This window comes from Mycobacterium kyogaense (genome assembly GCF_036946525.1).
GTDB classification, from domain to species: Bacteria; Actinomycetota; Actinomycetes; order Mycobacteriales; family Mycobacteriaceae; genus Mycobacterium; species Mycobacterium kyogaense_A.
The window spans coordinates 94,536-118,295 of sequence record NZ_JAQIIY010000010.1 but is presented as its reverse complement, the minus strand read 5'-3'; the positions used below and the strand labels follow the sequence as shown (position 1 = coordinate 118,295).

The 23,760-nt window shown below is 67.2% G+C and carries 20 protein-coding genes and 2 pseudogenes; 10 read left to right on the top strand and 12 right to left on the bottom strand.

Features of this window, described 5'->3' with window-relative positions; all coding sequences use genetic code 11:
* Positions 1-41: 41 nt before the first annotated feature.
* Positions 42-845 carry an IclR family transcriptional regulator gene (locus PGN37_RS09005; RefSeq protein WP_335330686.1) on the bottom strand — a complete coding sequence of 268 codons (804 nt, stop codon included), beginning with the start codon at positions 843-845 and terminating at the stop codon, positions 42-44.
* Between the two features lie 103 nt (positions 846-948).
* Complete coding sequence (locus PGN37_RS09000) at positions 949-2,169, bottom strand: M24 family metallopeptidase (RefSeq protein WP_335330685.1); 1,221 nt, start codon at positions 2,167-2,169, stop codon at positions 949-951.
* Between the two features lie 295 nt (positions 2,170-2,464).
* On the opposite strand from PGN37_RS09000, the gene PGN37_RS08995 reads away from it, so the two are divergent.
* From PGN37_RS08995 to speB, 3 genes are read left to right on the top strand one after another with little or no spacing between them, the layout of a single operon-like run.
* Positions 2,465-3,976, top strand: a complete 1,512-nt coding sequence (locus PGN37_RS08995) for a purine-cytosine permease family protein (protein ID WP_335330684.1) — start codon at positions 2,465-2,467, stop codon at positions 3,974-3,976.
* The gene (locus tag PGN37_RS08990; protein WP_335330683.1) at positions 3,973-4,896 is read left to right on the top strand and encodes a polysaccharide deacetylase family protein; all 924 of its coding nucleotides are present in this window, start codon (positions 3,973-3,975) and stop codon (positions 4,894-4,896) included. Before PGN37_RS08995 ends, PGN37_RS08990 begins: the two co-directional genes overlap by 4 nt.
* Positions 4,893-5,861 (top strand): agmatinase, encoded by a 969-nt coding sequence (gene speB, locus PGN37_RS08985; protein WP_335330682.1) that lies wholly within the window; start codon positions 4,893-4,895, stop codon positions 5,859-5,861. The genes PGN37_RS08990 and speB overlap by 4 nt, the downstream gene beginning before the upstream one ends.
* A 69-nt stretch (positions 5,862-5,930) precedes the next feature.
* Here speB and sucD read toward each other — a convergent pair whose 3' ends face one another.
* Both sucD and sucC read right to left on the bottom strand, forming a co-directional pair.
* Positions 5,931-6,833 (bottom strand): succinate--CoA ligase subunit alpha, encoded by a 903-nt coding sequence (gene sucD / locus PGN37_RS08980; protein ID WP_335330681.1) that lies wholly within the window; start codon positions 6,831-6,833, stop codon positions 5,931-5,933.
* Between the two features lie 12 nt (positions 6,834-6,845).
* Complete coding sequence (sucC, locus tag PGN37_RS08975; protein ID WP_335330680.1) at positions 6,846-8,009, bottom strand: ADP-forming succinate--CoA ligase subunit beta; 1,164 nt, start codon at positions 8,007-8,009, stop codon at positions 6,846-6,848.
* A gap of 268 nt (positions 8,010-8,277) precedes the next feature.
* On the opposite strand from sucC, the gene PGN37_RS08970 reads away from it, so the two are divergent.
* Positions 8,278-9,321, top strand: coding sequence for a M23 family metallopeptidase (locus tag PGN37_RS08970; protein ID WP_335330679.1), 1,044 nt, complete (start codon positions 8,278-8,280; stop codon positions 9,319-9,321).
* The gene (locus PGN37_RS08965) at positions 9,322-9,948 is read left to right on the top strand and encodes a hypothetical protein (RefSeq protein WP_335330678.1); all 627 of its coding nucleotides are present in this window, start codon (positions 9,322-9,324) and stop codon (positions 9,946-9,948) included. It begins immediately after the preceding gene.
* Here PGN37_RS08965 and pcrA read toward each other — a convergent pair.
* Positions 9,945-12,278: a DNA helicase PcrA gene (pcrA, locus tag PGN37_RS08960; RefSeq protein ID WP_335330677.1), complete on the bottom strand. Its 2,334-nt coding sequence runs from the start codon at positions 12,276-12,278 to the stop codon at positions 9,945-9,947. The two genes, PGN37_RS08965 and pcrA, sit on opposite strands and share 4 nt — an antisense overlap.
* 200 nt (positions 12,279-12,478) lie before the next feature.
* On the opposite strand from pcrA, the gene PGN37_RS08955 reads away from it, so the two are divergent.
* Entirely contained in the window at positions 12,479-12,796 is a 318-nt protein-coding gene (locus tag PGN37_RS08955; RefSeq protein WP_335330676.1) for a chorismate mutase, read from the top strand.
* A 55-nt stretch (positions 12,797-12,851) separates the two neighbouring features.
* Here the strand turns inward: PGN37_RS08955 and PGN37_RS08950 are convergent, their stop codons facing one another.
* Positions 12,852-14,867, bottom strand: a complete 2,016-nt coding sequence (locus PGN37_RS08950) for an acyltransferase family protein (protein WP_335330675.1) — start codon at positions 14,865-14,867, stop codon at positions 12,852-12,854.
* Between the two features lie 72 nt (positions 14,868-14,939).
* Complete coding sequence (locus tag PGN37_RS08945) at positions 14,940-16,397, bottom strand: NAD-dependent succinate-semialdehyde dehydrogenase (protein WP_335330674.1); 1,458 nt, start codon at positions 16,395-16,397, stop codon at positions 14,940-14,942.
* 49 nt (positions 16,398-16,446) lie between these two features.
* On the opposite strand from PGN37_RS08945, the gene pgi reads away from it, so the two are divergent.
* A complete protein-coding gene (gene pgi, locus PGN37_RS08940; protein ID WP_335330673.1) occupies positions 16,447-18,099 on the top strand; it encodes a glucose-6-phosphate isomerase in 1,653 nt (550 codons plus the stop codon).
* A 49-nt stretch (positions 18,100-18,148) separates the two neighbouring features.
* Here pgi and PGN37_RS08935 read toward each other — a convergent pair whose 3' ends face one another.
* From PGN37_RS08935 to PGN37_RS08915, 5 genes and pseudogenes are all read right to left on the bottom strand, one after another.
* Entirely contained in the window at positions 18,149-18,958 is an 810-nt protein-coding gene (locus PGN37_RS08935; RefSeq protein ID WP_335330672.1) for a glycoside hydrolase family 16 protein, read from the bottom strand.
* Between the two features lie 30 nt (positions 18,959-18,988).
* A complete protein-coding gene (locus PGN37_RS08930) occupies positions 18,989-19,738 on the bottom strand; it encodes an SDR family oxidoreductase (protein ID WP_335330671.1) in 750 nt (249 codons plus the stop codon).
* Between the two features lie 71 nt (positions 19,739-19,809).
* Positions 19,810-20,283: a zinc finger domain-containing protein gene (locus PGN37_RS08925; protein ID WP_335330764.1), complete on the bottom strand. Its 474-nt coding sequence runs from the start codon at positions 20,281-20,283 to the stop codon at positions 19,810-19,812.
* Positions 20,284-20,421: 138 nt separating this feature from the next.
* A pseudogene (locus PGN37_RS08920) lies at positions 20,422-20,667 on the bottom strand (DNA-formamidopyrimidine glycosylase family protein); the annotation flags it as partial.
* Between the two features lie 4 nt (positions 20,668-20,671).
* Positions 20,672-21,055 carry a phage holin family protein gene (locus PGN37_RS08915; protein ID WP_335330670.1) on the bottom strand — a complete coding sequence of 128 codons (384 nt, stop codon included), beginning with the start codon at positions 21,053-21,055 and terminating at the stop codon, positions 20,672-20,674.
* A gap of 126 nt (positions 21,056-21,181) precedes the next feature.
* Here PGN37_RS08915 and PGN37_RS08910 point away from each other — a divergent pair.
* The 3 genes and pseudogenes from PGN37_RS08910 to PGN37_RS08900 form a co-directional block, all read left to right on the top strand.
* Positions 21,182-22,084: pseudogene (locus PGN37_RS08910) on the top strand (AurF N-oxygenase family protein); the annotation flags it as partial.
* Positions 22,085-22,104: 20 nt separating this feature from the next.
* Positions 22,105-22,812 (top strand): DUF4873 domain-containing protein, encoded by a 708-nt coding sequence (locus PGN37_RS08905; protein WP_335330669.1) that lies wholly within the window; start codon positions 22,105-22,107, stop codon positions 22,810-22,812.
* A 66-nt stretch (positions 22,813-22,878) separates the two neighbouring features.
* Complete coding sequence (locus PGN37_RS08900; protein WP_335330668.1) at positions 22,879-23,751, top strand: LLM class flavin-dependent oxidoreductase; 873 nt, start codon at positions 22,879-22,881, stop codon at positions 23,749-23,751.
* Positions 23,752-23,760: the final 9 nt, after the last annotated feature.

The following is a 23,760-nucleotide window of genomic DNA, read 5'->3' as shown; positions in this document are numbered from 1 at the left end:
TGTTGGTGTGCAAACGCGCGCACTCGCGGAACAGCGGGCGGTCAGGAGGGTGCCGCGCCGAGACGGGCGGAGATTCGGGCTGCCGCATCGGCGACAGCCAACCCGAGCGGTTCGAGCATCGGCGCCGGCACCCGGAATCGTGGCGCCGACAGCATGATCGCCGCGACGAGCTCTCCACGGTGGTCGTGCACCGGCGCCGCAATGCCCACCTCCTCGATGGACGTGAGGCCGTCGTTGATCGCGTAGCCGCGGCCGCGGGTCTCGCCCAACTCGTCGAGGAGCGCGCCGACAGCCTCCCCGTCCGGGCCGACGAGCAGACGTCGGTCGAAGAGCCGACGCACCTGGGGTTCGGTCATCGCGGCGAGGAACACCTGTACGCAGGAACTCTGGTAGGTGTCGTAGCGGGTACCGACCTCGGCGGTGTGCTTGACCTGCTTGGGGCTCGACACCTGGTCGACGACCACCACCTCGTTGCCGTTCCACATCGTCAGCGCACTCGTCTCCCCGGTGCGACGGGTCAGCGCATCGAGTTCGGGGTGCGCGAGGCGCCGGACGTCGAGGTTGGCCAGCAGCGGTCCGGTCAGCGCGATGAGGCCGAGGCCCAGCCGGAAGCGACCCGTGCCCTCGTCGCGCTCCACGTAACCCGCCTTCTCGAGGGTCGCCAGGATGCGCGAGACGCTGCTCTTGTGCAGGTCCACCTTGCGGGCGATCTCGGTGACTCCGAGAACCGGTTCGGCGATCGAGAAGGACTCCAGCACGCGCAGCCCGTTGAGCAGGACTGACGACGATCGGGCGTCGCCATTGCGTTCGGTCGCGAGCACGCCGTCGTCGTCGTCGGTACTCACGACCACCACCCCTTCGCCGTCATCCCCGATAGTCGCCCGGTGTCCGTGTCATTGTGACCGACGCGGCGGCCGGGCCCAGGCTGGCCGGGACCCGGCACGGCACTCACGCGTCGACGATGTTGTGCTCGGGGCCGAAGGGGAACTTCGTGATGTTCTCCGCGCCGTCCTCCCCGATCACGAGAATGTCGTGTTCGCGGTAGCCGCCGGCACCGGGAAGGCCTTCGGGAATCATGATCATCGGCTCCATCGAGACCACCATGCCGGGCTCGAGCACGGTGTCGATGTCCTCGCGCAGTTCCAGACCCGCTTCCCGACCGTAGTAGTGCGACAGCACCCCGAACGAGTGGCCGTACCCGAATGTGCGGTTCGGCATCAGGCCTTCGGCCTCGTAGATCTCGTTGAGTTCGGCACAGATGTCCTTGCAGACGGCACCGGGTTTGATCAACTCGAGGCCGCGCCGATGCACGGCGACGTTCACCTCCCACAAGCGCAGATGCTCTGCCGAAGGCTGACCGTAGAACAGGGTGCGTTCGAGCGCGGTGTAATAGCCCGCGATCATCGGAAAACAGTTGAGCGACAGGATGTCTCCGCGGCCGACGGTACGACTGGTCGCCCAGTTGTGTGCGCCGTCGGTGTTGATCCCGGATTGGAACCACACCCAGGTGTCGCGCAACTCGGCATGCGGGAAGGTGCGCGCGATCTCGCGGATCATCGCGTTCGATCCCGCGATCGCGACCTCGTACTCGGGCACCCCCTCGGCGATCGCCTCGCGCACCGCGGCACCACCGAGATCGGCGATCCGGGCGCCGTGCTTGATGAGCTCGATCTCCTCGGCCGACTTGATCATCCGCAGTCGCATGGTCGCCGCGGCGACGTCGACGGCCTGCATCCCGGGCAGCGCGCCCGTGATCCGCGCCAGCAGGTCGGGGTTGATGTGGTCGTTCTCGACGCCGAGCCTGCCCTCGGTGATGCTGTGCTCGGCGAGCACCTGTGCCACGCCGTACTCGAAATTGTCTCGCCGCCAGTCGGTGTAGACGAGGTTGTCGCCGAACGTACGCCGCCACGGCATACCGGCGTCGATGTTGGCCGATACGGTCGTCGCGCTCTCCTCCGTCACCACCAGTGCATACGGCCGGCCGAATGCCGTGTAGAGGAAGTCCGAGTAGTAGTTGATGTTGTGGTAGCTGGTGAACACCACGGCGGCCAGACCGTCGTCGGCCATCTGCTTGCGCAGAGTCGTCAGGCGCGCCTCCATCTCCGCGGCGGTGAACGTCGGGGTGACCCTGTCACCGTTGGGGATTCGCTTCAGGCGCTCGAGGTTCATCGGTGTTCCTTCCGGGGGTGAGCTCGACGAGACGTGAACAGGTCTGTGCATAGGGTGCAACGGTGTTGCGTTTATGTCAACAGATTGCACCGTGTGGCAGTGCGCCAACAACATTTCGTCCGACGTGTAAAAAGCATGTAAACAATGCTCAGGGCCGCCTTTGAGCTGCCGAGCACCACCTTCGCGCTCCTGTTGACAGGTGCCGCGGCTCACATTAGATTCCGGACCAGTGCATCGTCGTTGCATTAGACGCAACTAGTCACCGGTTGGGTCGCCGACACCCGAAGGAACGTCCATGAGCACAGACCACCCCGTGTCCGTCGAGTCCGAGGTATCGAGCGCCGACGTCCCCGGATCCGCTGACATCCACCGGATCGAAGACGTGCTGCAGCCGATTCCCGAAGCAGTCCGCACCTCGCGCGTCTCCGGGCAGTTCTGGATCTGGGCCGGCGCAAACATCGCCCCGATCAACTGGGTGCTCGGCGCGCTGGGCATCGGACTCGGATTGGGGCTGCGAGACACACTGATCGCGTTGATCGGCGGCAACGTCGTCGGCATGGCACTGTTCGGGGTCTTCGTGCTGATGGGGCAGCGCACCGGCGTCACCGGGATGGTGCTCTCGCGTGCCGCCTTCGGCCGGCGCGGCGCCTACGTACCGGCCGCCATCCAGGCCGTCCTGGCGATCGGGTGGTGCGCCGTCAACACCTGGATCATCCTGGATCTGGTCATGGCGCTGCTCGGCCAGCTCCACCTCGTCGATCCCGACGCGCCGAACATCGCGGCCAAGGTCGCCGTCGCAGCGTTGATCATGGCCATCCAGGTCACGATCGCGTGGCTCGGCTATCGCGCCATCGCGACCTTCGAGCGCTGGACGGTGCCGCCCACCCTGGCCGTGCTGATCCTGATGTCGGTCGTCGCCTGGTTCCACCTCGACATCAACTGGTCCTATGCCGGACCCGCGGGCAATGTCCTCGAGGGGACCGAGCGGATCGCGGCGATGTCGGCGGTGATGACGGTCATCGGAATCGGTTGGGGCATCACATGGTTCACCTACGCGTGCGACTACTCGCGGTTCGTCAGCACCACGGTGCCGCCGCGCAAGCTCTACCTCGCGAGCACCCTGGGCCAGTTCATCCCCGTGGTGTGGCTCGGCGTGCTCGGGGCCAGCCTCGCCACCACCAACGGTGAGGTCGATCCCGGGGAACTGATCGTCTCGAACTTCGGATCGCTGGCGCTGCCGGTGCTGTTCCTGGTGATCCACGGCCCGATCGCCACCAACATCCTCAACATCTACACCTTCTCGGTCGCCACGCAGGCACTCGACGTGAAGCTGTCCCGGCGCAGATTGAACCTGCTCGTCGGCATCTTCGCGCTCGTCGTCGTCATCTTCTTCGTCTTCCAGTCCAGCCTCGCCACGGTGCTGAGTACCTGGCTCGGTGCGATCGTGGCCTGGATCGCCAGCTGGGCGGGAATCATGCTCGTCCACTACTTCGTGATCGAACGCGGCAGCTTGGACGCGCAGCGGCTGTTCGACCCCGTCGGCTCCCGCCGCCTGCCCGACGTCAACTGGACGACCATGGCTTGCTTCGTGGCCGGCATCGTCGGCACCTGGATGTTCATGTACGGCGCCCTGCCCGTCATGCAGGGCTTCGGATCCCGGGCGATGCACGGACTGGACCTGTCGTGGTTGGCAGGCGGCCTGGTGGCGGGTGGACTGTACGCGGTGCTCGGCCCTCGCGCGCACCGGCGCAACTCCGACGCCGCCGCCCAGTCGCCCGTCCGCACCGCCGAAGGAACCGCCCCGTGAGCAGTCCCACCACCACTCGACTGGACGACCTGCGCTGGCCCGAGGGTTATCGCGCCGCGGCCGCGTTCACTTTCGACGTCGACGCCGAATCCTGTGTGCTGGCCCATGATCCGAGTGCGGCGAACCGCATGTCGCTGATGAGTCACCAGTCCTACGGGCCCCGGGTCGCCGTGCCGCGGCTCCTGCGGCTGCTGGCCCGCCACGACGTCCGGGCCACATTCTTCGTGCCGGGTTTCACCGCGGACTGTTACCCCGACACGGTGCGGGCGATCATCGACGCCGGACACGAGATAGGCCATCACGGCTATCTGCACGAACCCATGCAGGGCATCGACGCCGCCACCGAAGGACGCTACCTCGACCGTGGTCTCGACGCCCTCGAACGGGTGGCCGGCATCCGCCCGCTCGGATATCGCGCCCCGTGGTGGGAGACGAACTGGCACACGCCGGCGCTGCTCGCCGACCGCGGATTCCTCTACGATTCCAGCCTTCTCGACGGCGACAAGCCCTACCGGTTCGCCGTCGCACCGGACTCCGCCGAGACCCTCATCGAGATTCCCGTCGACTGGGCCCTCGACGACTGGGAACAGTACGCCTTCTACCCCGGCGTGACCGGAAGCGGCGTCATCGAGAGTCCCGCCAAGGTTCTCGAGATGTGGACCCTCGAGGCGGAGGCCCACCACCTCGACGGGGGCTGCTTCGTCCTCACCAACCACCCGTTCATCTCCGGACGGCCCTCCAAAGCCGTTGCGCTGGAACGTCTCATCGAGAACGTCACGGGCATGGACGGCATGTGGGTGACCACGCTGGGCGAGATCGCCGCACACGCGCAGCAGGCATGCACCGAGACGTACCTGCACACCCGCTTCGAGGTGCCCGCGTTCCCCGACGTCGACGTCCGCACGACCCGGCACCGGTGAACCCGCCCCGCTCGGATGCCGGGCACCCGCCGCTGGGGGCCATCCCCTCGACGGTGGTGCCCCGCTACGCCGGCAAATCCACGTTCGCCCGAATCGCCGACATCGGTGAAGTCGACGACTACGGGATCGCCGTGCTGGGCGTGCCTTTCGACGGCGGAACCTCCTATCGGCCGGGCGCCCGATTCGGTCCGATGGCCGTCAGGCAGGCCGCGCGCACGCTGCGGCCCGGCTTCCACGTCGAACTGGGAGTCACGCCGCTGCAGGCGGTGCAGATCGTCGACGCGGGCGACATCACCGTGACGCCCTACGACATCGCCGAAGCCTGCCTGCAGATCCAGCGGCACATGCGCGAGGTGATCGGCGAGCGGGAGCGCAGGGTGGTGGCGATCGGTGGTGACCACACGATCGCGCTGCCGGCTCTGCGGGCCTTGCACGCTGTGCACGGTCCGCTGGCGCTGGTCCACTTCGACGCGCATCTCGACACCTGGGACACCTACTTCGACGCCCCGGTCACTCACGGCACGATCTTCCGCCGCGCGTTCGAGGAGGGACTGCTGGTCCCCGATCATTCGATCCACGTCGGCATCCGCGGGCCGCTGTACGACCGCGTCGACCTCAACGAGGACGCCCGGATGGGATTTCGCACGATCCGCGCAGGCGATCTCGACGTGATGGGCGTCGACGCGGCCGTCGACGCGGTCAAGCGCCGCGTCGGAGACGTCCCCGTCTACCTGTCTATCGACATCGATGTCCTGGATCCCGCCTTCGCACCGGGCACCGGCACGCCGGAGTCCGGTGGTCTCACCGCCCGCGAACTGCTCCGTATGCTGCGAAACCTGTACGGACTCAACCTCGTCGGCGCCGACGTCGTCGAGGTGTCCCCCGCCTACGACCACGCCGAGATCACCTCGATCGCCGCGGCCACCGTGGTGTTCGACCTACTCGCGCTGATGACCGTGCCATAAACGAGACTGCGGCCAGATCGCCGGCTCCGAAGAAGAGGCGATCTGACCGCAGTCTCGACCGTGCCTGAGTTACAGGGTTTCGAAGATCTCCCGGGCCAGCTTGGCGGTCTCGGACGGCGTCTTGCCGACCTTGACACCAGCGGCCTCCAGGGCCTCCTTCTTGCCCTGCGCAGTGCCCGCACCGTCGGAGACGATGGCGCCCGCGTGGCCCATCGTCTTGCCCTCGGGGGCGGTGAAGCCTGCGACGTATCCGACCACCGGCTTGGTGACGTTGGCCTTGATGTATTCGCCGGCCTTCTCCTCGGCGTCGCCGCCGATCTCGCCGATCATGACGATGAGCTTGGTCTCGGGGTCCTTCTCGAACGCCTCGATGGCGTCGATGTGGGTGGTGCCGATGACCGGGTCGCCGCCGATGCCGATGGCGGTGGAGAAGCCGAGATCGCGCAGCTCGTACATCATCTGGTAGGTCAGCGTGCCGGACTTCGACACCAGACCGATCGGGCCCTTGCCGGTGATGTTGTTCGGCGTGATGCCGACCAGCGACTCGCCCGGGGTGATGATGCCGGGGCAGTTCGGGCCGATGATGCGGGTCTTCTCACCCTTCTCGACGTTGTAGGCCCACGCGTAAGCGCTGTCCTGCACCGGGATTCCCTCGGTGATGACCACCAGCAGCGGGATCTCGGCGTCGATGGCCTCGATGATCGCGTCTTTGGAGAAGGCCGGCGGCACGAAGGCGATCGACACGTCGGCGCCGGTCTCCTTCATCGCCTCGGCCACCGAACCGAACACCGGCAGCTCGATGTCGTTGCCGTCCTTGTCCTGGTGCGAGACGGTGGTGCCCGCCTTGCGCGCGTTGACGCCGCCGACGACCTGGGTGCCTGCCTTGAGCATCAGCTTGGTGTGCTTGGTGCCCTCACCGCCGGTGATGCCCTGGACGATGACCTTGCTGTCCTTGTTCAAAAAGATCGACATCGTTTGTGTCCCTTACTTGTTCGCCAGCTCGGCGGCCTTGTCGGCGCCGGCGTCCATGGTCTCGGCCTGGATGACCAGGGGGTGGTTGGCCTCGGCGAGAATCCGCCGGCCCTCCTCGACGTTGTTGCCGTCCAAACGCACGACGAGCGGCTTGTTCGCCTCGTCGCCGAGGATCTCCAGGGCCTTGACGATTCCGTTGGCAACCGCGTCGCAGGCGGTGATGCCGCCGAACACGTTGACGAAAACGCTCTTGACCTGGCTGTCGCCCAGGATGACGTCGAGCCCGTTGGCCATCACCTCGGCCGAGGCGCCGCCACCGATGTCGAGGAAGTTGGCGGGCTTGACGTTGCCGTGCTTCTCACCGGCGTAGGCGACGACGTCGAGGGTCGACATGACCAGACCCGCGCCGTTGCCGATGATGCCGACCTCACCGTCGAGCTTGACGTAGTTGAGGTCGTTCTCCTTGGCCTTGAGCTCGAGGGGATCGGTGGCGTCCTTGTCCTCGAATTCGGCGTGGCCGGGCTGCCGGAAGTCGGCGTTGGCGTCGAGGGTGACCTTGCCGTCCAGCGCCAGGATCTGATCGTCAGGGGTACGCACCAGCGGGTTGACCTCCACCAGGGTGGCGTCCTCGCCGATGAACACCTCCCAGAGCTTCTGGATGGTCACGGCCGCGGCGTCGAGCACCTCGGCGGGCAGGTGGCCCTTCTCGGCGATCTCGCGCGCGAAGGCCAGGTCGACACCCTTGACGGCGTCGACGGGGACCTTGGCGAGGCGATCCGGCTTGGTGGCAGCGACCTCTTCGATCTCCATGCCGCCCTCGACGGAGCACATGGCCAGGTAGGTGCGGTTGGAGCGGTCGAGCAGGAAGGAGATGTAGTACTCCTCGGCGATGTCGCTGGCCTCGGCCACCAACAGCTTCTTGACGACGTGACCCTTGATGTCCAGACCGAGGATGTTCTGAGCGTGGGTGAAGGCGTCGTCCGGCGTCGCGGCGTACTTCACGCCGCCGGCCTTACCGCGGCCACCGACCTTGACCTGCGCCTTGACCATGACCGGCTTACCGATCTCCTCGGCGATGGCCTTTGCGTCTTCGGCGCTGTCGGTGACGCGGCCGGGCGTGGTGGGAACGTTGTGCTTGGCGAAGAGTTCTTTCGCTTGGTACTCGAAGAGGTCCATGGACTCTCAGACCATCCCTGTCTGTCGGCGGCGGGTGAATGTGTGCCCGACGGGCTCCGTAGGGGACTGTATCGACCCGGCATTCCGAAGTTGACATCGCCTGCCTGTCATGTGGTCGATCTCACCGACCCCTCAATCGTGATTCAGGTCACATTCTCGGGTCGACTACAGTCACGGGTTGGCACTCGCATTGGATTTTGGTTAACGTCCTGTGGTCTAGATAACGCTTTGGTCACGACGGTTCACGAGAGATTAAGGACGTCTGAGGTTGGCTCAGCATCGATCGCCTCGCTTCTCCGAGGCCCTCGCGGCACCTGAAGCCACCGAAGTCACTGACATCATCCCGTTCAACGAGTTCGGCGCCCTGGGCGAGCTGCACGATCTCGACAGCCCGGCCGATGACGTGTTCGACCGCGACACACAGGTCATCCACGCTCCCGAACTCGACGATCTGCTCGACACCGACGATCTCCAACCGCTGCGCCTCGTACCGGCCGAATTCCGTTCCGCCACCAGCACCCCGCGCTCGCGCGCATACCGCGACAGCCACACCGACCGCAGCGACGGCACCGCCACCACCGACGTCATCGACATGCGCGGCCGCACGGGCCAGCACCGCAAACCCGAGGTTCCCGTCAAGGGCCGGTTGATGGTCGCGGCCATGGCCGTCGGCGCCACCGCCGCGGGCGCGTACAGCGTCACCACGGCTGCCGAGAAGCAACCTGCAGAGACCGTGCTCGCATCCGACTCGACCACGATGGGCGGCCCCGGCGTCATCACCGGCTCGGTCGACGGGATGCAGATCGTCACCGTCGCCCCCGCAGCAAACTCCGCCATCCATGCCGAAGAGATCACCAAGGCCGCCGCGTTCGCGCAGGAGCGCGCCGAGCGTGAGGCACGCCTGGCCCGTCCGCAGTTCGTGATGCCGACGCGCGGGGTGTGGACGTCCGGGTTCGGCTTCCGCTGGGGTGTGCTGCACGGCGGCATCGACATCGCGAACAGCATCGGCACGCCGATCGTCGCGGCCGCCGACGGTGTCGTCATCGACGTCGGTCCGACCGCCGGCTACGGCGCGTGGGTCAAGCTCAAGCACTCCGACGGCACGGTCACGTTGTACGGGCACATCAACACGTGGCTGGTCAGCGTGGGGCAGCGTGTCATGGCAGGCGATCAGATCGCCACGATGGGCAACCGGGGCAACTCCACCGGACCCCACCTGCACTTCGAAGTACTTCTCGACGGCACCAACCGCATCGACCCCGTCGGGTGGTTGGCCAAGCGTGGACTGTCCCCGGGCAGCTACGTTGGCTGAGTGGCCAGCGACGCAGGCGATCAACCCGAGCACCCCGGCACCTCGCCGGATGATGCGGACACCCGGATTCTGCGCCGGGCTCCGCTGACTACAGGTTCGCAACCGCTGCCGTCGCAGCCGTTCTCCACGTCCGCCGAACCCGCCACCTCGATCCTTCGGCGTCAGCCCACCGGCGAGTTCCCCGCCGCGGCAGAGCCCGCAACCGGCTTCATACCCCGCGCTCAGCCCGTCGCCGTCGGCCCCCCGCACGCGCCGCGCGTACCCGCCCGATCGGCGATCGCGACCGCCGTCGTCAGCATCCTGTCCGGGTGGGCCACCGCCGTCATCGCGACCAACCTGATCTCTGGCTGGTCGGCGACCGACCCGCTGTTCTGCGTCGCCATCGGCTTCCTCGCCGCGATCTCTGCCGGGGCCACCATCGGCGGGCTGATCGCGCTGCTGCTGCGGCGCAGGATGGGCAGGCTGCTGGTGATCGTCGGCGCAGCGATCGCGCTACTGATCTTCGCGGGCCTGTTCGTCGCGGGCGCGGCGCTGCCCGCCCTCGTCTACGGCATCCCGGTGCTTCCGGTGGCGTCGATCGTGCTGGCGCTGCTGCCGGAGACGGCGCGCTGGGGCCGCTCCGGTTAGAGCTTGCTGACCGGCGCGTGGTTGTGCATCAGCTTGACGCGCCCGGCACTGCCGAAGTCGATCAGCGACATCGCCGACTCCCCCATGCCCGAGACCTCCTCCACGCGACCGAGCCCGTACTTGTCGTGCGTGACGCGATCCCCGGGCTCGAGCACCAGCAGCGGCCGCTTACCGGCCGACGAGCGCGCGGGCGACGGACGCGGCGTACCGAACCGGCCTGCCCCACTCACCGGCGCCGAGAAGTGCGACGTCGGCGCCTCGACCCGGCGCCAGTTGATCAGCTCCTGCGGAATCTCCCTCAAGAAACGCGATTCCGGGTTGAGCATCGGCTGGCCCCACGACGAGCGAACCTTCGCCCGGGTGAGGTAGAGACGCTGGCGGGCCCGGGTGATGCCGACGTAGGCCAGCCGGCGTTCCTCGGAGAGCTCGATGGGATCACCGAGGGCCCGCATGTGCGGGAACATGCCGTCCTCCCACCCGGTCACGAACACCACCGGGAATTCCAGGCCCTTGGCGGTGTGCAGCGTCATCATCGTGACCACGCCTGACCCGTGCTCGGGGATGTCGTCGGCATCGGCCACCAGCGACACGCGCTCGAGGAACGAAGCCAGCACCCCGGTGTCGGGGACGTCCTCGTCCTGCGGCTCCGCTCCGTCTTCCGCCGCCAGGGCTCGGGCGTTGGCCTGGTCGATGCTGAATTCGTGTGCGACGCTGACCAATTCGTTGAGGTTGTCGAGCCTGGCCAGATCCTGCGGATCGGTGGAGGCTTCGAGCTCGGCGCGGTAGCCGGTTCGGTCGAGCACCGACTCGACCAGCTCGCCGAGCTCCCCGTCGAGCCCGCCCCGCAGCTCGTCGAGCATCTCGACGAACCCGGCGATCGCCTTCTCCGCGCGAGTGTTGAGCATCGGCACCTTGCCCTCGGCGGCGGCCACGAGCGCGTCGCTGAAGCTCGAGCCGGTGTTCTCGGCATGCACCGCCACACACGCCTCCGCGCGGTCGCCGATGCCGCGGCGGGGGGTGTTGAGGATGCGCCGCATGCTGACCGAGTCGCCAGGGTTGTCGAGCACCCGCAGGTAGGCGACGATGTCGCGGATCTCCCGACGCTCGTAGAAGCGCACTCCGCCGACGACCTTGTACGGGATGCCGGCGCGGATGAACACCTCTTCGAGGGCGCGGGAGGAGTTGTTGGTGCGGTAGAACACCGCGACGTCGTTGTAGGAAAACTCAGCTTCGCTGTCGGCGAGTGCGTCGATCTCCTGCGCGACGAACCGGGCCTCGTCGTGCTCGTTGTCGGCGACGTAGCCGACGATGAGCTCCCCTTCGCCGGCGTCGGTCCACAGTCGCTTGTCCCGTCGACCGGCATTGCGCGCGATGACGGCGTTGGCGGCGTTGAGGATCGTCTGCGTGGAGCGATAGTTCTGTTCGAGCAGAATCGTTGTGGCACTGGGATAGTCGCGCTCGAAGTCCTCGATGTTGCGGATCGTCGCACCGCGGAATGCGTAGATCGACTGGTCGGCATCGCCGACGACGCAGAGTTCCGCAGGCGCCACGGCGGCGGGATCGTCGTGCGACGCTTCCGTTCCGACGAGCTCACGCACCAGCACGTACTGCGCGTGGTTGGTGTCCTGGTACTCGTCGACGAGGATGTGCCGGAACCGGCGCCGGTAGTACTGCGCGATCTGCGGGAACGACTGCAGAACGGCGACCGTCTCGCCGATCAGGTCGTCGAAGTCGAGCGCGTTGGCCGCACGCAGCCGGCGCTGGTACTCGGCGTACACCTCGGCGATGATGCGGGCCAGGTCTTCAGCGGCTTCGGAGGCCTCGGCGGCGGCTTGCTCGGGACCGATCAGCTCGTTCTTCAGGTTCGAGATGCCGTTGGACAGCAGCCGCGGCGAGAACTTCTTGGTGTCCAGACCCATGTCCTTGCCGATCATCAACAGCAGACGGCGCGAGTCGTCGGCGTCGTAGATCGAGAAGTTCGAGTTCAGCCCGGGTAGCAGCGACGCCTGGTTGCGCAGGATGCGCACGCACGTCGAGTGGAACGTGGACACCCACATGTTGCGGGCGCGCGGACCGACGAGCTGGGCGACGCGCTCCCGCATCTCGGCGGCGGCCTTGTTGGTGAACGTGATCGCGAGGACCTGGCCGACGCCGACCTCACGCGCCGCGAGCAGGTAGGCGATGCGACGGGTGAGCACCGCGGTCTTCCCGGAGCCTGCTCCGGCGACGATGAGCAGCGGCGTGCCCTCGTGGAGAACGGCCTGGCGCTGCTGGGGATTGAGCCCGTCGAGGAGCTCATCGGTGCCCGTTGCCGGAGAAATTGAAGTCATACTGTTCCAAACTTACCGCCGGACGGTGACACTCTTTGCGCAGGCGCGGCAGGTAGTGGCACACTCGTTGAGTGCTTTGTCAGCAGCGACGATTTTTCTACGGGTACCGGCCAGCGGTGCCCGTGGTCTAGCTGCTTCCCAGAGCCCCGCGGTCCGCTTCCGGACCCGGGGCTCGTCTGTTGTGTGAGGCCCGGAACCGGATGAGACCAGACCAGCCACACGACGAGAATCCGGAGAACGACATGACGATTGATTCTGGGACGGACACCGCCCACATGCCCGACATCGACGACCTGCGCCAGGAAATCGACCGCCTTGACGCGACGATCCTCGAGGCCGTGCAGCGGCGCACCGAGGTCTCGCAGATGATCGGCAAGGCCCGGATGGCATCCGGCGGCACCCGCCTGGTGCACAGCCGGGAGATGAAGGTCATCGAGCGCTACAGCGTGCTGGGCGCGGAGGGCAAGAACCTCGCGATGCTGCTGCTGAGGCTGGGCCGCGGCCGCCTCGGCCACTGACTCCCTGCGATTTCGGCGTGATTGCCGTCGCTGAGCGACGACAGGCACGCCGAAATCACCGTGGCTTGACCGCGTCGAGCAGCCAGGGCGTCAGCCACTCGACGGCTTCGGGTGTGGGGTGCACACCGTCGGCACGCACCACCATCCCGTTGACCTTGGCCTGGTAGTAGCCGTTGGGGCTGAGCTTGCGGTTCAGGTCGAGCACCGTGACGTTGGGGCGCGCGTCGGTGACGTTGCGCAGCAGACTGTTCCACGCGTCGACACGCTTGGGCTGATCCTCGGGGTAGAGGCTGCCGTCGGCTTTCTCCGCGCGCCGGTTGTACGGCTCGGTCGTGACGACGATCCGGGCACCGGTCGAGCCCAGGATGTCCAGCGCGCGGGTGAGCTCGCCGCGGAGGTAGGCGTCGTAGCCGGGCTCGCCGATGTGGGTCCAGCGGCCCTCGTTCATCCGGTCGACCACCTCCCACCGGCCGACCATCAGCACAACCACGTCCGGCTTTTCGTAGCCGATGCGCTGGGCCCACCGCGCCGGCCAAGAATCGCACTCGGGTTTCTGAGGCAGTTCCTGGCCCACGTACTCATACGGCCCACCGCGCGCGATGCCGCAGCCGATCGTGGTGAAGTCGGCGAAGTCGACGCCTGGGGTATCGGGCAGGTACCGCATGATCGTCCACGCGACCGAGTCACCGAAGACCGCCACCCGCACGTCCCCCGGAGCCCGCTGGCGCACCGGCTGGGTGACCGCCACCGGCACCTCGGGAGCGACGAGAGCGGCGGAATCGATCAGCGGGCCGGCGCCCGGCTTGGGAAAGGGCACACCGGAGGGGAGCACGGTCATCGCCACGACCGCCGCGGTGGCGGCCGTCGCCGCCGACAGCCGCAGCATCGGGACGAACGTCGGACGCCAATCCCGGATGGGCTGCTCGATCAACCACCACGAGACCGCGGCCACGGCCACGGTCGCCGCGCAGCGGAGCGCGAACAGCTTCCAGCCCTCGGACCCGGTGCGTTCACCGTTGAGCAGCAGGAAGATCGGCCAGTGCCACAGGTACACGCCGTAGGAGATGGCGCCGAGGCCCACCAGCGGGCCCATCGACAGCATGCGCGCTGCCGGGCTCGTCTGATCCAGCGCCACCGGGGCGATCACCAGCACGGCGGCCACGGCGACGACGATCAGCAGTCCGCCCCGGAACTCGGCGGCCGTCCCGACGGCCAGATGCGCCGCCGTCGCCAGCACGAGCAGCCCGACGACAGGGAGCAGCCAGGCCAGCCAGCGGGTCCACCGGGAGCGCAGCGTCACCAGGCCGGCGGTCATTCCCCGCCAGTCACGCACCACCAGCGCGGCCGCGGCGGCGCCGACGAGCAGGGCCTGCATACGGGTGTCGGTCCCGAAGTAGACGCGATGAAGCGCATCGTCGGACGCCAGTGCGACCGACGCGGCCGCGGAGCCGAGGACGCCGAGCGCGGCGACGACGAACACCGCGGTGCGGACCATCGTCGCGGTGACCGCGACACCGCGTCGGTAGGCGATCGCGCCCAGCGCCGCGACGATCCCGGCGATCAGCAGCGGCCACAGCAGGTAGTACTGCTCCTCGACGCCGAGCGACCAGGTGTGCTGCAACGGTGACGGCGGCGCGCCGGTGGAGAAGTAGTCCGTCTGCTGCGCGACGAACATCCAGTTCGACATCCAGAACAGCGCAGCGACCGCGTCCTCACGCAGGCCGGCTACCGACTCCGGGGCGAACAGATCGCGCGCGGCCACGACGGCCAGCACCATCACCACGAGCGCGGGCAGCAGCCGGCGTGCGCGTCGCACCCAGAATCCGCGGAGCCCGATCCGCCCGGTTCGGGTGGTCTCGTCGATCAGCAGCGACGTGATGAGGAATCCGCTGAGGACGAAGAACACGTCGACGCCGAGGAATCCGCCCGGCAGCCCCGGCACTCCGCCGTGGTCGGCGAGCACCAAGCCGACCGCGATGGCGCGCACCCCGTCGAGCGCCGGTATCCCCTGGCCCGAACCGACATAGCGGCGTGGGCCCACCCGGATCGGCGCCGCGCTCACGGCAGTCAACTCCTGCGGCCCTCCTTGCCTTCGAACAAGGAAGCCTAGGGAGGATCGGACGCGGAATCCGGAAGGCGCGCGCTACTTCGTCAGCGCAATGTATTTCGTGTCGAGGTACTCCTCGATGCCCTCACTGCCGCCTTCCCGGCCGAACCCGGATTCCTTGACCCCGCCGAACGGCGCGGCCGCATCCGAGATCACCCCGCGGTTGACGCCGACCATGCCGGACTCGATACCCTCGGCCACCCGCAGGGCGCGATCCAGCGACTGTGTGTACACGTAGGCGGCCAACCCGTACTCGGTGTTGTTGGCCGCGGCCACCCCTTCGTCCTCGGTGTCGAACCCGGTGATGGGGGCGACAGGCCCGAAGACCTCCTCTTTGAGGATGCGCGCGTCTGCCGGCACGTCGGTCAGCACCGTGGCGGGGTAGAAGTTGCCGGGGCCGCCCGGCGCGACGCCGCCGACGGCGACTGTCGCGCCGCGGGAGACCGCGTCGGACACGAGCTCGGTGACCGTGGCGACCTGCTTGGCGTTGATCAGCGGGCCCAGCGTCGACGAGGAATCGAGTCCCTTGCCGAGGGTGAACTCGCTCATCCGCTTGACCAGCTTCTCGGTGAACTCCTCGCGCACCGCGTTGGCGACGTGGAACCGGTTGGCCGCGGTGCAGGCTTCGCCACCGTTGCGCATCTTGGCCAGTACCGCCCCGTCGACCGCGGCGTCGACGTCGGCGTCGTCGAACACGATGAACGGCGCGTTGCCGCCCAGTTCCATCGACGTCCGCAGCAGCTTGTCCGCGGACTGCTTGACCAACGCCTTGCCGACACCGGTGGAGCCGGTGAACGTCAGCTTGCGCAGCCGGCCGTCGTTGATCAGCGCCTCGGTGACGCCGCCGGGATTGCTGGTGGGCAGGATCGACAGCACGCCCTTGGGCAGGCCGGCCTCGTCCATCAGCTTGGCCAGCAGCAGCATGGTCAGCGGGGTCTCCTGCGCCGGCTTGACGATCATCGTGCAGCCGGCAGCAAAGGCAGGCCCCATCTTTCGCGTGCCCATGGCCAGCGGGAAGTTCCACGGCGTGATCGCGTAGCAGGGGCCGACGGCCTGTTTGGTCACCAGGATGCGGCCGGTGCCGGCCGGACTCGCGGTGTACCGGCCGTCGATGCGGACCGCCTCTTCGGCGAACCAGCGGAAGAACTCCGCGCCGTAAGTGACCTCACCCTTGCTCTCGGCGACCACCTTGCCCATCTCGAGCGTCATCAGCGCCGCGATGTCGTCGGCGCGATCGGTGATGGTCTCGAACACCGACCGCAGGATCTCGCCACGCTTGCGCGGCGCCGTCGCCGCCCATTCACCCTGCACCGCACACGCGGCGTCGAGTGCGGCACGCGCGTCGTCGGGGGTGGCGTCGGCCACCTTGGTGATCACCTGATCGTCGCTGGGGTCGAGCACGTCGAACGTCGACGAACCCTGCCGCTCCTCACCACCGATCCAGAGACCGGTGGGAACAGAGTTCAACAGGGCGGAAACAGACGAAGAATCCATGGCCCCATCATCGACCCTCGGTCAAGCGGACCGCACTAGGGTTCTTTTCATGGGCTCTTCCGACATCACGGCCACGCCGGCATGGCAGGCACTGTCCCGGCACCACGAACAGATCAGCGGCACCGATCTGCGTCAGCTCTTCGCCGACGACCCGGGTCGGGGAACGGAGCTGACGCTGACCGTCGGCGACATGTACATCGACTACAGCAAGCACCGCGTGACCCGCGAAACGCTGAGCCTGCTGCTGGATCTGGCGCGCGGAGCCGGGTTGCCGGAGCGGCGCGACGCCATGTTCTCCGGGGAGCACATCAACACCTCGGAGGACCGCGCCGTCCTGCACACCGCGCTGCGGTTGCCGCGTGGTGGCGAGCTGACGGTCGACGGCCAGGACGTGGTGACCGACGTGCACGAGGTGCTCGACCGGATGGGTGACTTCACCGACCGGCTGCGCAGCGGCGAGTGGCTCGGCGCGACGGGTGAGCGCATCACCACGGTGGTCAACATCGGTATCGGCGGCTCGGACCTGGGTCCGGTCATGGTGTACCAGGCGTTGCGGCACTACGCCGACGCGGGCGTCTCGGCGCGCTTCGTGTCGAACGTCGATCCCGCCGATCTCGTCGCCAAGCTCGACGGACTCGACCCGGCGGCAACGCTTTTCATCGTCGCGTCGAAGACGTTCTCGACGCTGGAGACGCTGACCAATGCGACGGCCGCGCGGCGCTGGCTGACCGACGCGCTGGGTGATGACGCGGTGAGCAAGCACTTCGTCGCGGTGTCGACGAACGCGAAGCTGGTCGACGAGTTCGGCATCGACACCGCCAACATGTTCGGGTTCTGGGACTGGGTGGGTGGCCGGTATTCGGTCGACAGCGCCATCGGTCTCTCCGTGATGGCGGTGATCGGCAAGGAGCGGTTCGCCGAGTTCTTGGCCGGGTTCCACCTCGTCGACGAGCACTTCCGCACCGCCCCGCTGGAGGCCAACGCGCCGGCGCTGCTGGGGCTGATCGGGCTCTGGTACAACAACTTCTTCGGCGCGGAAACCCGTGCGGTGCTGCCGTATTCGAATGATCTGTCTCGGTTCGCGGCGTATCTGCAGCAGCTGACGATGGAATCGAACGGCAAGTCGGTGCGCGCCGACGGGTCACCGGTGACGACGAGCACGGGCGAGATCTTCTGGGGCGAACCCGGCACCAACGGCCAGCACGCCTTCTACCAGCTGATCCACCAGGGCACCCGGCTGATCCCGGCCGACTTCATCGGATTCAGCGAGCCCACCGACGATCTGCCGACCGCCGACGGCACCGGCAGCATGCACGACCTGTTGATGAGCAACTTCTTCGCCCAGACCCAGGTGCTGGCGTTCGGCAAGACGGCCGAGGAGATCGCCGGCGAGGGCACGGCGTCGAATGTGGTGCCGCACAAGGTGATGCCGGGTAATCGGCCGAGCACCTCGATTCTGGCGACCAAGCTGACCCCGTCGGTGGTCGGCCAGTTGATCGCGCTCTACGAGCATCAGGTGTTCACCGAGGGCGTGGTGTGGGGAATCGACTCGTTCGACCAGTGGGGTGTGGAGCTGGGGAAGACCCAGGCCAAAGCGCTGTTGCCGGTGCTGACCGAGGTCGATTCTCCTGCGGCGCAGTCGGATTCGTCGACCGATGCCCTGGTGCGGCACTACCGAGCGGAGCGAGGCCGCTCGGCGTGATTTCGGCGTGGTTGTCGTCGCTCAGCGACGACGAGCACGCCGAAATCACTCACCAGACGCGGACGTAGTCGATCAGCATCTCGGCCGGATAGCTGCCGCCGCGCGGGTCGCCGCCGCCCGAGCCCGCGACGGCCAGGTCGAGGATCGGGAACAGCTGGTAGCCGGGCTCGTTGAATTGCCAGTCGGGCAGCGCATGCGCCGGCACGTCGAAATACGGTGCGGCGCCGTCGGTGTAGTCCCGCCAGAACCGCATGCCGGCGTCGTCCCACTGCACCCGCCAGGTGTGCCACGCGCTGTCGACGGAGATCGTCTGGCTGACGTGCTCGCCGCCGTTGAGTTTGGCGTGCACGGCCGTTCCCGGTGCCCAGCTGCCGTTGCCGTACCACTCCATGATGTCGACCTCGCCGCCGTTGACGGGGTTGTTGTTGGCGAGGTACCACGCGGGCCAGCAGCCGGGGGTCAGGCAGTTCAGCTTGATGCGGGCTTCCCAGTTGTGGCCGATGCCGCCGCGGAAGGTGCCGAAGATCTTGCCGCTGTAGTAGGTGTCGCCGTCCTTGGCGGCATGGAACACCAGGTTGGAGTTGCCGTCGAGGTAGACATTGCGACGGTCGTCCCGGTACTGGCCGACATTGCCGGGCTGCTCCCAGTACGTCGGGTCCTCCATGGATTCGCGCGCGGTGGCGATCTCCCACTTCGACCGGTCGGGTGCAGAACCCGCGGGGCCGTCGAAGTGGTCTTCGAACAGGTACTTTGCCGGGGCCGGCGGCGGTGCGGCTCGACCGGTCGACATCGGCAGGGTGGCACCGAGCAGGCCGATCCCGGACATCACCATCAGGCTGCGGCGGTCAAGATTGCGCATCCGACGATGAAAGCACGCGTTCCTGTGGGTTCAGGCGAAGCGCTTCGTGTACTTCGGCGGCAGCAGCTTCATGACCTCGACCAGCGGCCACCACGGCCAGCCCGGCACGACGGCGCGGCCCTTCTCCTTCTCGATGGCGTCCACCATCGCTTTGACGCCGGTTTCGTTGTCGACCATCAGCATCGTGGAGTTGGACTTCGCGGTCATCTCGGACTCGATGTACCCGGGCTCGAGCACCGTGATCTTGATGGGTCCCGACGGGTACTCCGCGCGCAGCGACTCTCCCAGCGAGGTGACGCCTGCCTTGCTGGCCGCGTAGGCGGCCTTGTGGCCGGGCACCCCGACGTTGCCGAGCACGGAGGAGACGAGGACGAGATGGCCTTTGCCTGCGGCCTTGAACATCTCCATAGCGGTTTCGATCTGCACAAGGGCCGCAACGAGATTCGTCTCAAGAGTGGCCTTGTTTGCCCACAGCTTGCCGCCACCGAGCGGATAGCCCTTGCCGATGCCGGCGTTGACGATCACGCAGTCGATGCCGCCGAGTTCCTCGGCGAGTTCGGCGAAGACCTTGGGCACCTGGTCGTGGTCGTTGACGTCCAGCGCTGCGACGGCGACCTTGACCCCGGGGTAGCGGGTCGTGATCTCGGTCCGCAGTTCGTCGAGGTTGTCCAGCCGACGGGCGCACAGCGCGAGGTCGCGGCCCTTGGCGGCGAACTGGCGGGCCATTCCGGCACCCAGGCCGGAGCTCGCGCCGGTGATCAGGATCTTCTGCCGAGTCATTCCGGCAGGATAACCGAGTTAGACAACTGCGCCGAAATCGAGGACCCGCGGGCCGCGGGGTGGCGCCCGCGCTATTTCAGCAGGCGCGACATTCGCCGGTCGGCGAGCACCTTGCCACCGGTCTGACATGTCGGGCAGTATTGGAACGACTTGTCGGCGAACGACACCTCGCGCACCGTGTCGCCGCAGACCGGACACGGCATGCCGGTCCGCGCATGCACCCGCAACCCGGACCTCTTCTCACCCTTGAGCGTGGCGGCCTGCTGACCGACCGAGCGGGTCACCGCGTCGGTGAGCACCGAGATCATCGCGTCGTGCAGTGCGGCGAGCTGCGCCTCGGTGAGCTTGTTGGCGGTCGCGAACGGCGACAGTTTGGCCACGTGGAGGATCTCGTCGCTGTAGGCATTGCCGATCCCGGCGATCACCTTCTGGTCGGTGATGACGGTCTTGATACGCCCGGAATTGCCGCGCAGCACGTCGGCCAGCCCGTCGACGGTCAGCGCCAACGCATCGGGTCCCAGCGACGCGATCTGCGGCACAGCCATCGGATCGGTCGTCAACCACACGGCGAGTCGCTTCTGCGTGCCGGCCTCGGTCAGGTCGAAGCCCAGGCCCTCGTCCCCGAGGTGCACCCGTAGCGCGATCGGCCCCTTGCCCGGCTTCAGCGGTGTCGGCGACAGCTTGTCAGACCAGCGCAACCAGCCGGCACGCGATAGATGAGTGATGAGGTGTAGGTCGCCAGCCTGCAGCCCCAGGTACTTTCCCCAGCGGTTCGCGCCGGTCACCTCCTGACCGTGCAGCGCGGACAGTGGCGGATCGAACGTCTTGAGCACCGACAGGGCGGCGACGTCGACACGGCGCACGATCTGCCCGACCGCGTGCCGGCGCAGGTGGTCGGCGAGGGCTTCGATCTCGGGCAGTTCGGGCATGTGTTCAGTCTGCCTTCACGAGGAGCGACAGCACCCAGCTCACGATCGAGAGCACGATCGCCGCCCAGATCGCGGTCCACCAGAAATCGTCGATGAACAGACCCCAGTGGGTGGTGTGCTCGGTGATCGACGAGGTGATCCAGAGCATCAGCGCGTTGATCACGACGTGGATGAGGCCGAGCGTGAGGATGTAGAGCGGGATCGAGATGATCTGCACGATCGGCTTGATGACGGCGTTGACCAGCCCGAAGATGACGGCCACCACGAAGATGATGCCGACCCGCGCCGCGGTCGAGTCGCCCCCGACGAAGGCGATTCCCGGGACAACCAGAGTGACCACCCACAGCGCCACCCCAGTGAGCGCTGCACGCAGCAGGAACGACGTCACAGTTGTCATCATGCCCCGTCGGCGCCGACCCGGGGCAGTACCGAAGGTATGCGGTACCGCGGGTATTGACATGGTGGCGTACCGCTCCCTACCGTCGTGATCACCACGGACGAAGGGACGTCGACGATGACAGCTCCAGCCGCCCAGCGCAGCACCACGACGCGCGACGGATTCGCCGACCGCCTCCTCAAGGGCTCGGTCAAGAAGTCCTACGCCCCCGTCGTCGACATCGACTGGGAGGCCCCACTGGAGCCGGACAAGTTCTTCCTGCCTCCCAAAGTGGTCTCCCTGTATGGAACCTCGTTGTGGGACAGCATGTCTCGCGAAGAGCAGATCGAACTGTCACGGCAGGAGCTGGCGAACACGCTCTCGGCGGGCATCTGGTTCGAGAACATTCTGAATCAGGCCCTTCTCCGGAAGATGATGCATCAGGATCCGACCGCGCGTGCCACCCATTACGAGCTCACCGAGCTGGGCGACGAGACCCGCCACATGGTCATGTTCGGCAAGGCGATAGAGCGCATCGGCGCAAAACCGGTGCGGCCCAAGCTGTATCAGCGCGTGATCGTCAACATGCTGCCGTTTGCCTTCCAGGGCTCGCTGCTGTGGGTGGCCGCCCTCGTCGGTGAAGAGATCTTCGATTCCCTGCAACGGCAGATGATGGACGATCCCGAGTTGCAACCGCTCGTCCAGCGCCTGATGCGCATCCACGTCACCGAGGAGGCGCGCCACATCCAGTTCGCCCGCGACGGTCTGCGCAAGCGCGCACCCCAGCTCGGCCGGCTCTCGCGCATGTGGGTCAGCAACATCAACGGCGCCGGCGGGCTGTTCTTCCGGCATCTGTTCACCAACCGAGTCCAGTACTCACGCGTGGGGCTCGACGCCGCAGAGGCGAGGCGGATCGCACGCAGCAGCCCGCACCGCCGAGAGGTGCAGGTCACGGGCTTCGCGCCGCTCGCGGCGTTCCTCACCGAGGTCGGCCTGATGGGGCCGCTGGCCCGTCGCGCGTGGCAGCGCAGCGGGTTCCTGTGACCGAGACGGTCATGTACGTGAGCGGGTCCGTCGCCGCCGAGTTCGACGAGGGGACGCACACCTGGCAGGTGGGTGACCGTTCGGCGCGCATCCTGATCGCGACCGACGGCACGCTCCCGGCAGGCGCCGCGGCACAGCCGGACGGCCTCATCCCCTATCTCGGGGTGGCAGTCGCCGGGGTGCCCAACTACTTCCTACTGTCGGGACCCGACACCGCCGCGCAGAAGAGCTACATCGCCAAATGCCTGGACCACCTCGACCGCACCGGTGCATCGCGGATCGAGGTCCGTCTCGCCTCCCAGCGCATCTTCAGTCAGCGACGTCGAGCCGGGGAGCACCGCGGCGGACGGTACTGGCGCGCAGTCGGTGCGAAGATCCCGTCGGCGTTCGAGGTTCAGCGCACGTGCCCCGACGACCTGCCCGACGATCTGGACGACGCCGTGTACGACGGGGCCGCGACCGTGTCCGTCGACGGACACGAGGTCCGGGCGCGAGTGCGGCTCACCGGGCAACTCGATCCGATCGACGGCCTTTTTCATTGGCGCGGAACGCTTTTCGCAGAGTTTGATGTCAGGCTTCCTGCCGACGTGGACATCGCGGCCGACGGCGAACCGGTTCGGGCACGACTGACGGAACGGACCCCGCAGGGCGGGATCACGGTCGTGGGCTCCGGCGCTCCCCCGTTCGCGTTGGCAAGCACCGACGTCGACGTCCCCATCCTGTAAGACCGTTGCCGCCCGCACTATCTAGAACACGTTCTAATATGCGGTCAGCGACGACCAGGAGGCGATGTGCGGTTCACCTTTGCAGAAGCGATGACCGACCCGACGTACTACATCCCGCTGGCCAAGGCGGCCGAAGCGGCGGGCTATCACGCGATGACGATCCCCGACAGCGTCGCGTATCCGTTCGAGTCGGATTCGACCTACCCGTACACCCCGGACGGCAGCCGCGAGTTCCTCGACGGGAAAGCCTTCATCGAGTCGTTCGTCCTCACCGCTGCGCTGTGCGCCGTGACGACCACGCTGCACTTCAATCACTTCGTGCTCAAGCTGCCGATCCGGCCGCCGGCGCTGGTCGCCAAGCAGGCCGGGTCGCTGGCCGCACTGTTCGACAACCGGTTGGGCCTCGGCGTGGGCACCAGCCCCTGGCCGGAGGACTACGAGCTGATGGGTGTGCCGTTCGCCCGTCGCGGCAAGCGGATGGACGAATGCATCGAGATCATCCGGGGCTTGACCTCGGGCGAGTACTTCGAGTTCCACGGGGAGTTCTACGACATCCCCAAGACGAAGATGACCCCGGCGCCGTCGCGTCCCGTGCCGATCCTCATCGGTGGGCACGCCGACGCGGCACTGCGCCGGGCCGCACGCAACGACGGCTGGATGCACGGCGGAGGCGACCCGGAGGAACTCGACGCCCTGCTGGCCAAGCTCGCCCGCTTCCGCGAGGAGGAGGGCAGTGCCGACAACGACGACTACCAGATCCATGTCATCTCGATCGACGCGTACACACTCGACGGCGTGAAACGGCTCGAGGACAAGGGCATCACCGACGTGATCGTCGGTTTTCGGATTCCCTACATCACCGGGCCGGACACCGAGCCGCTCGACACCAAGGTCCGCAATCTGGAGATGTTCGCCGAGAACGTGATCGCGAAGCTGTGAGTCGCGGTG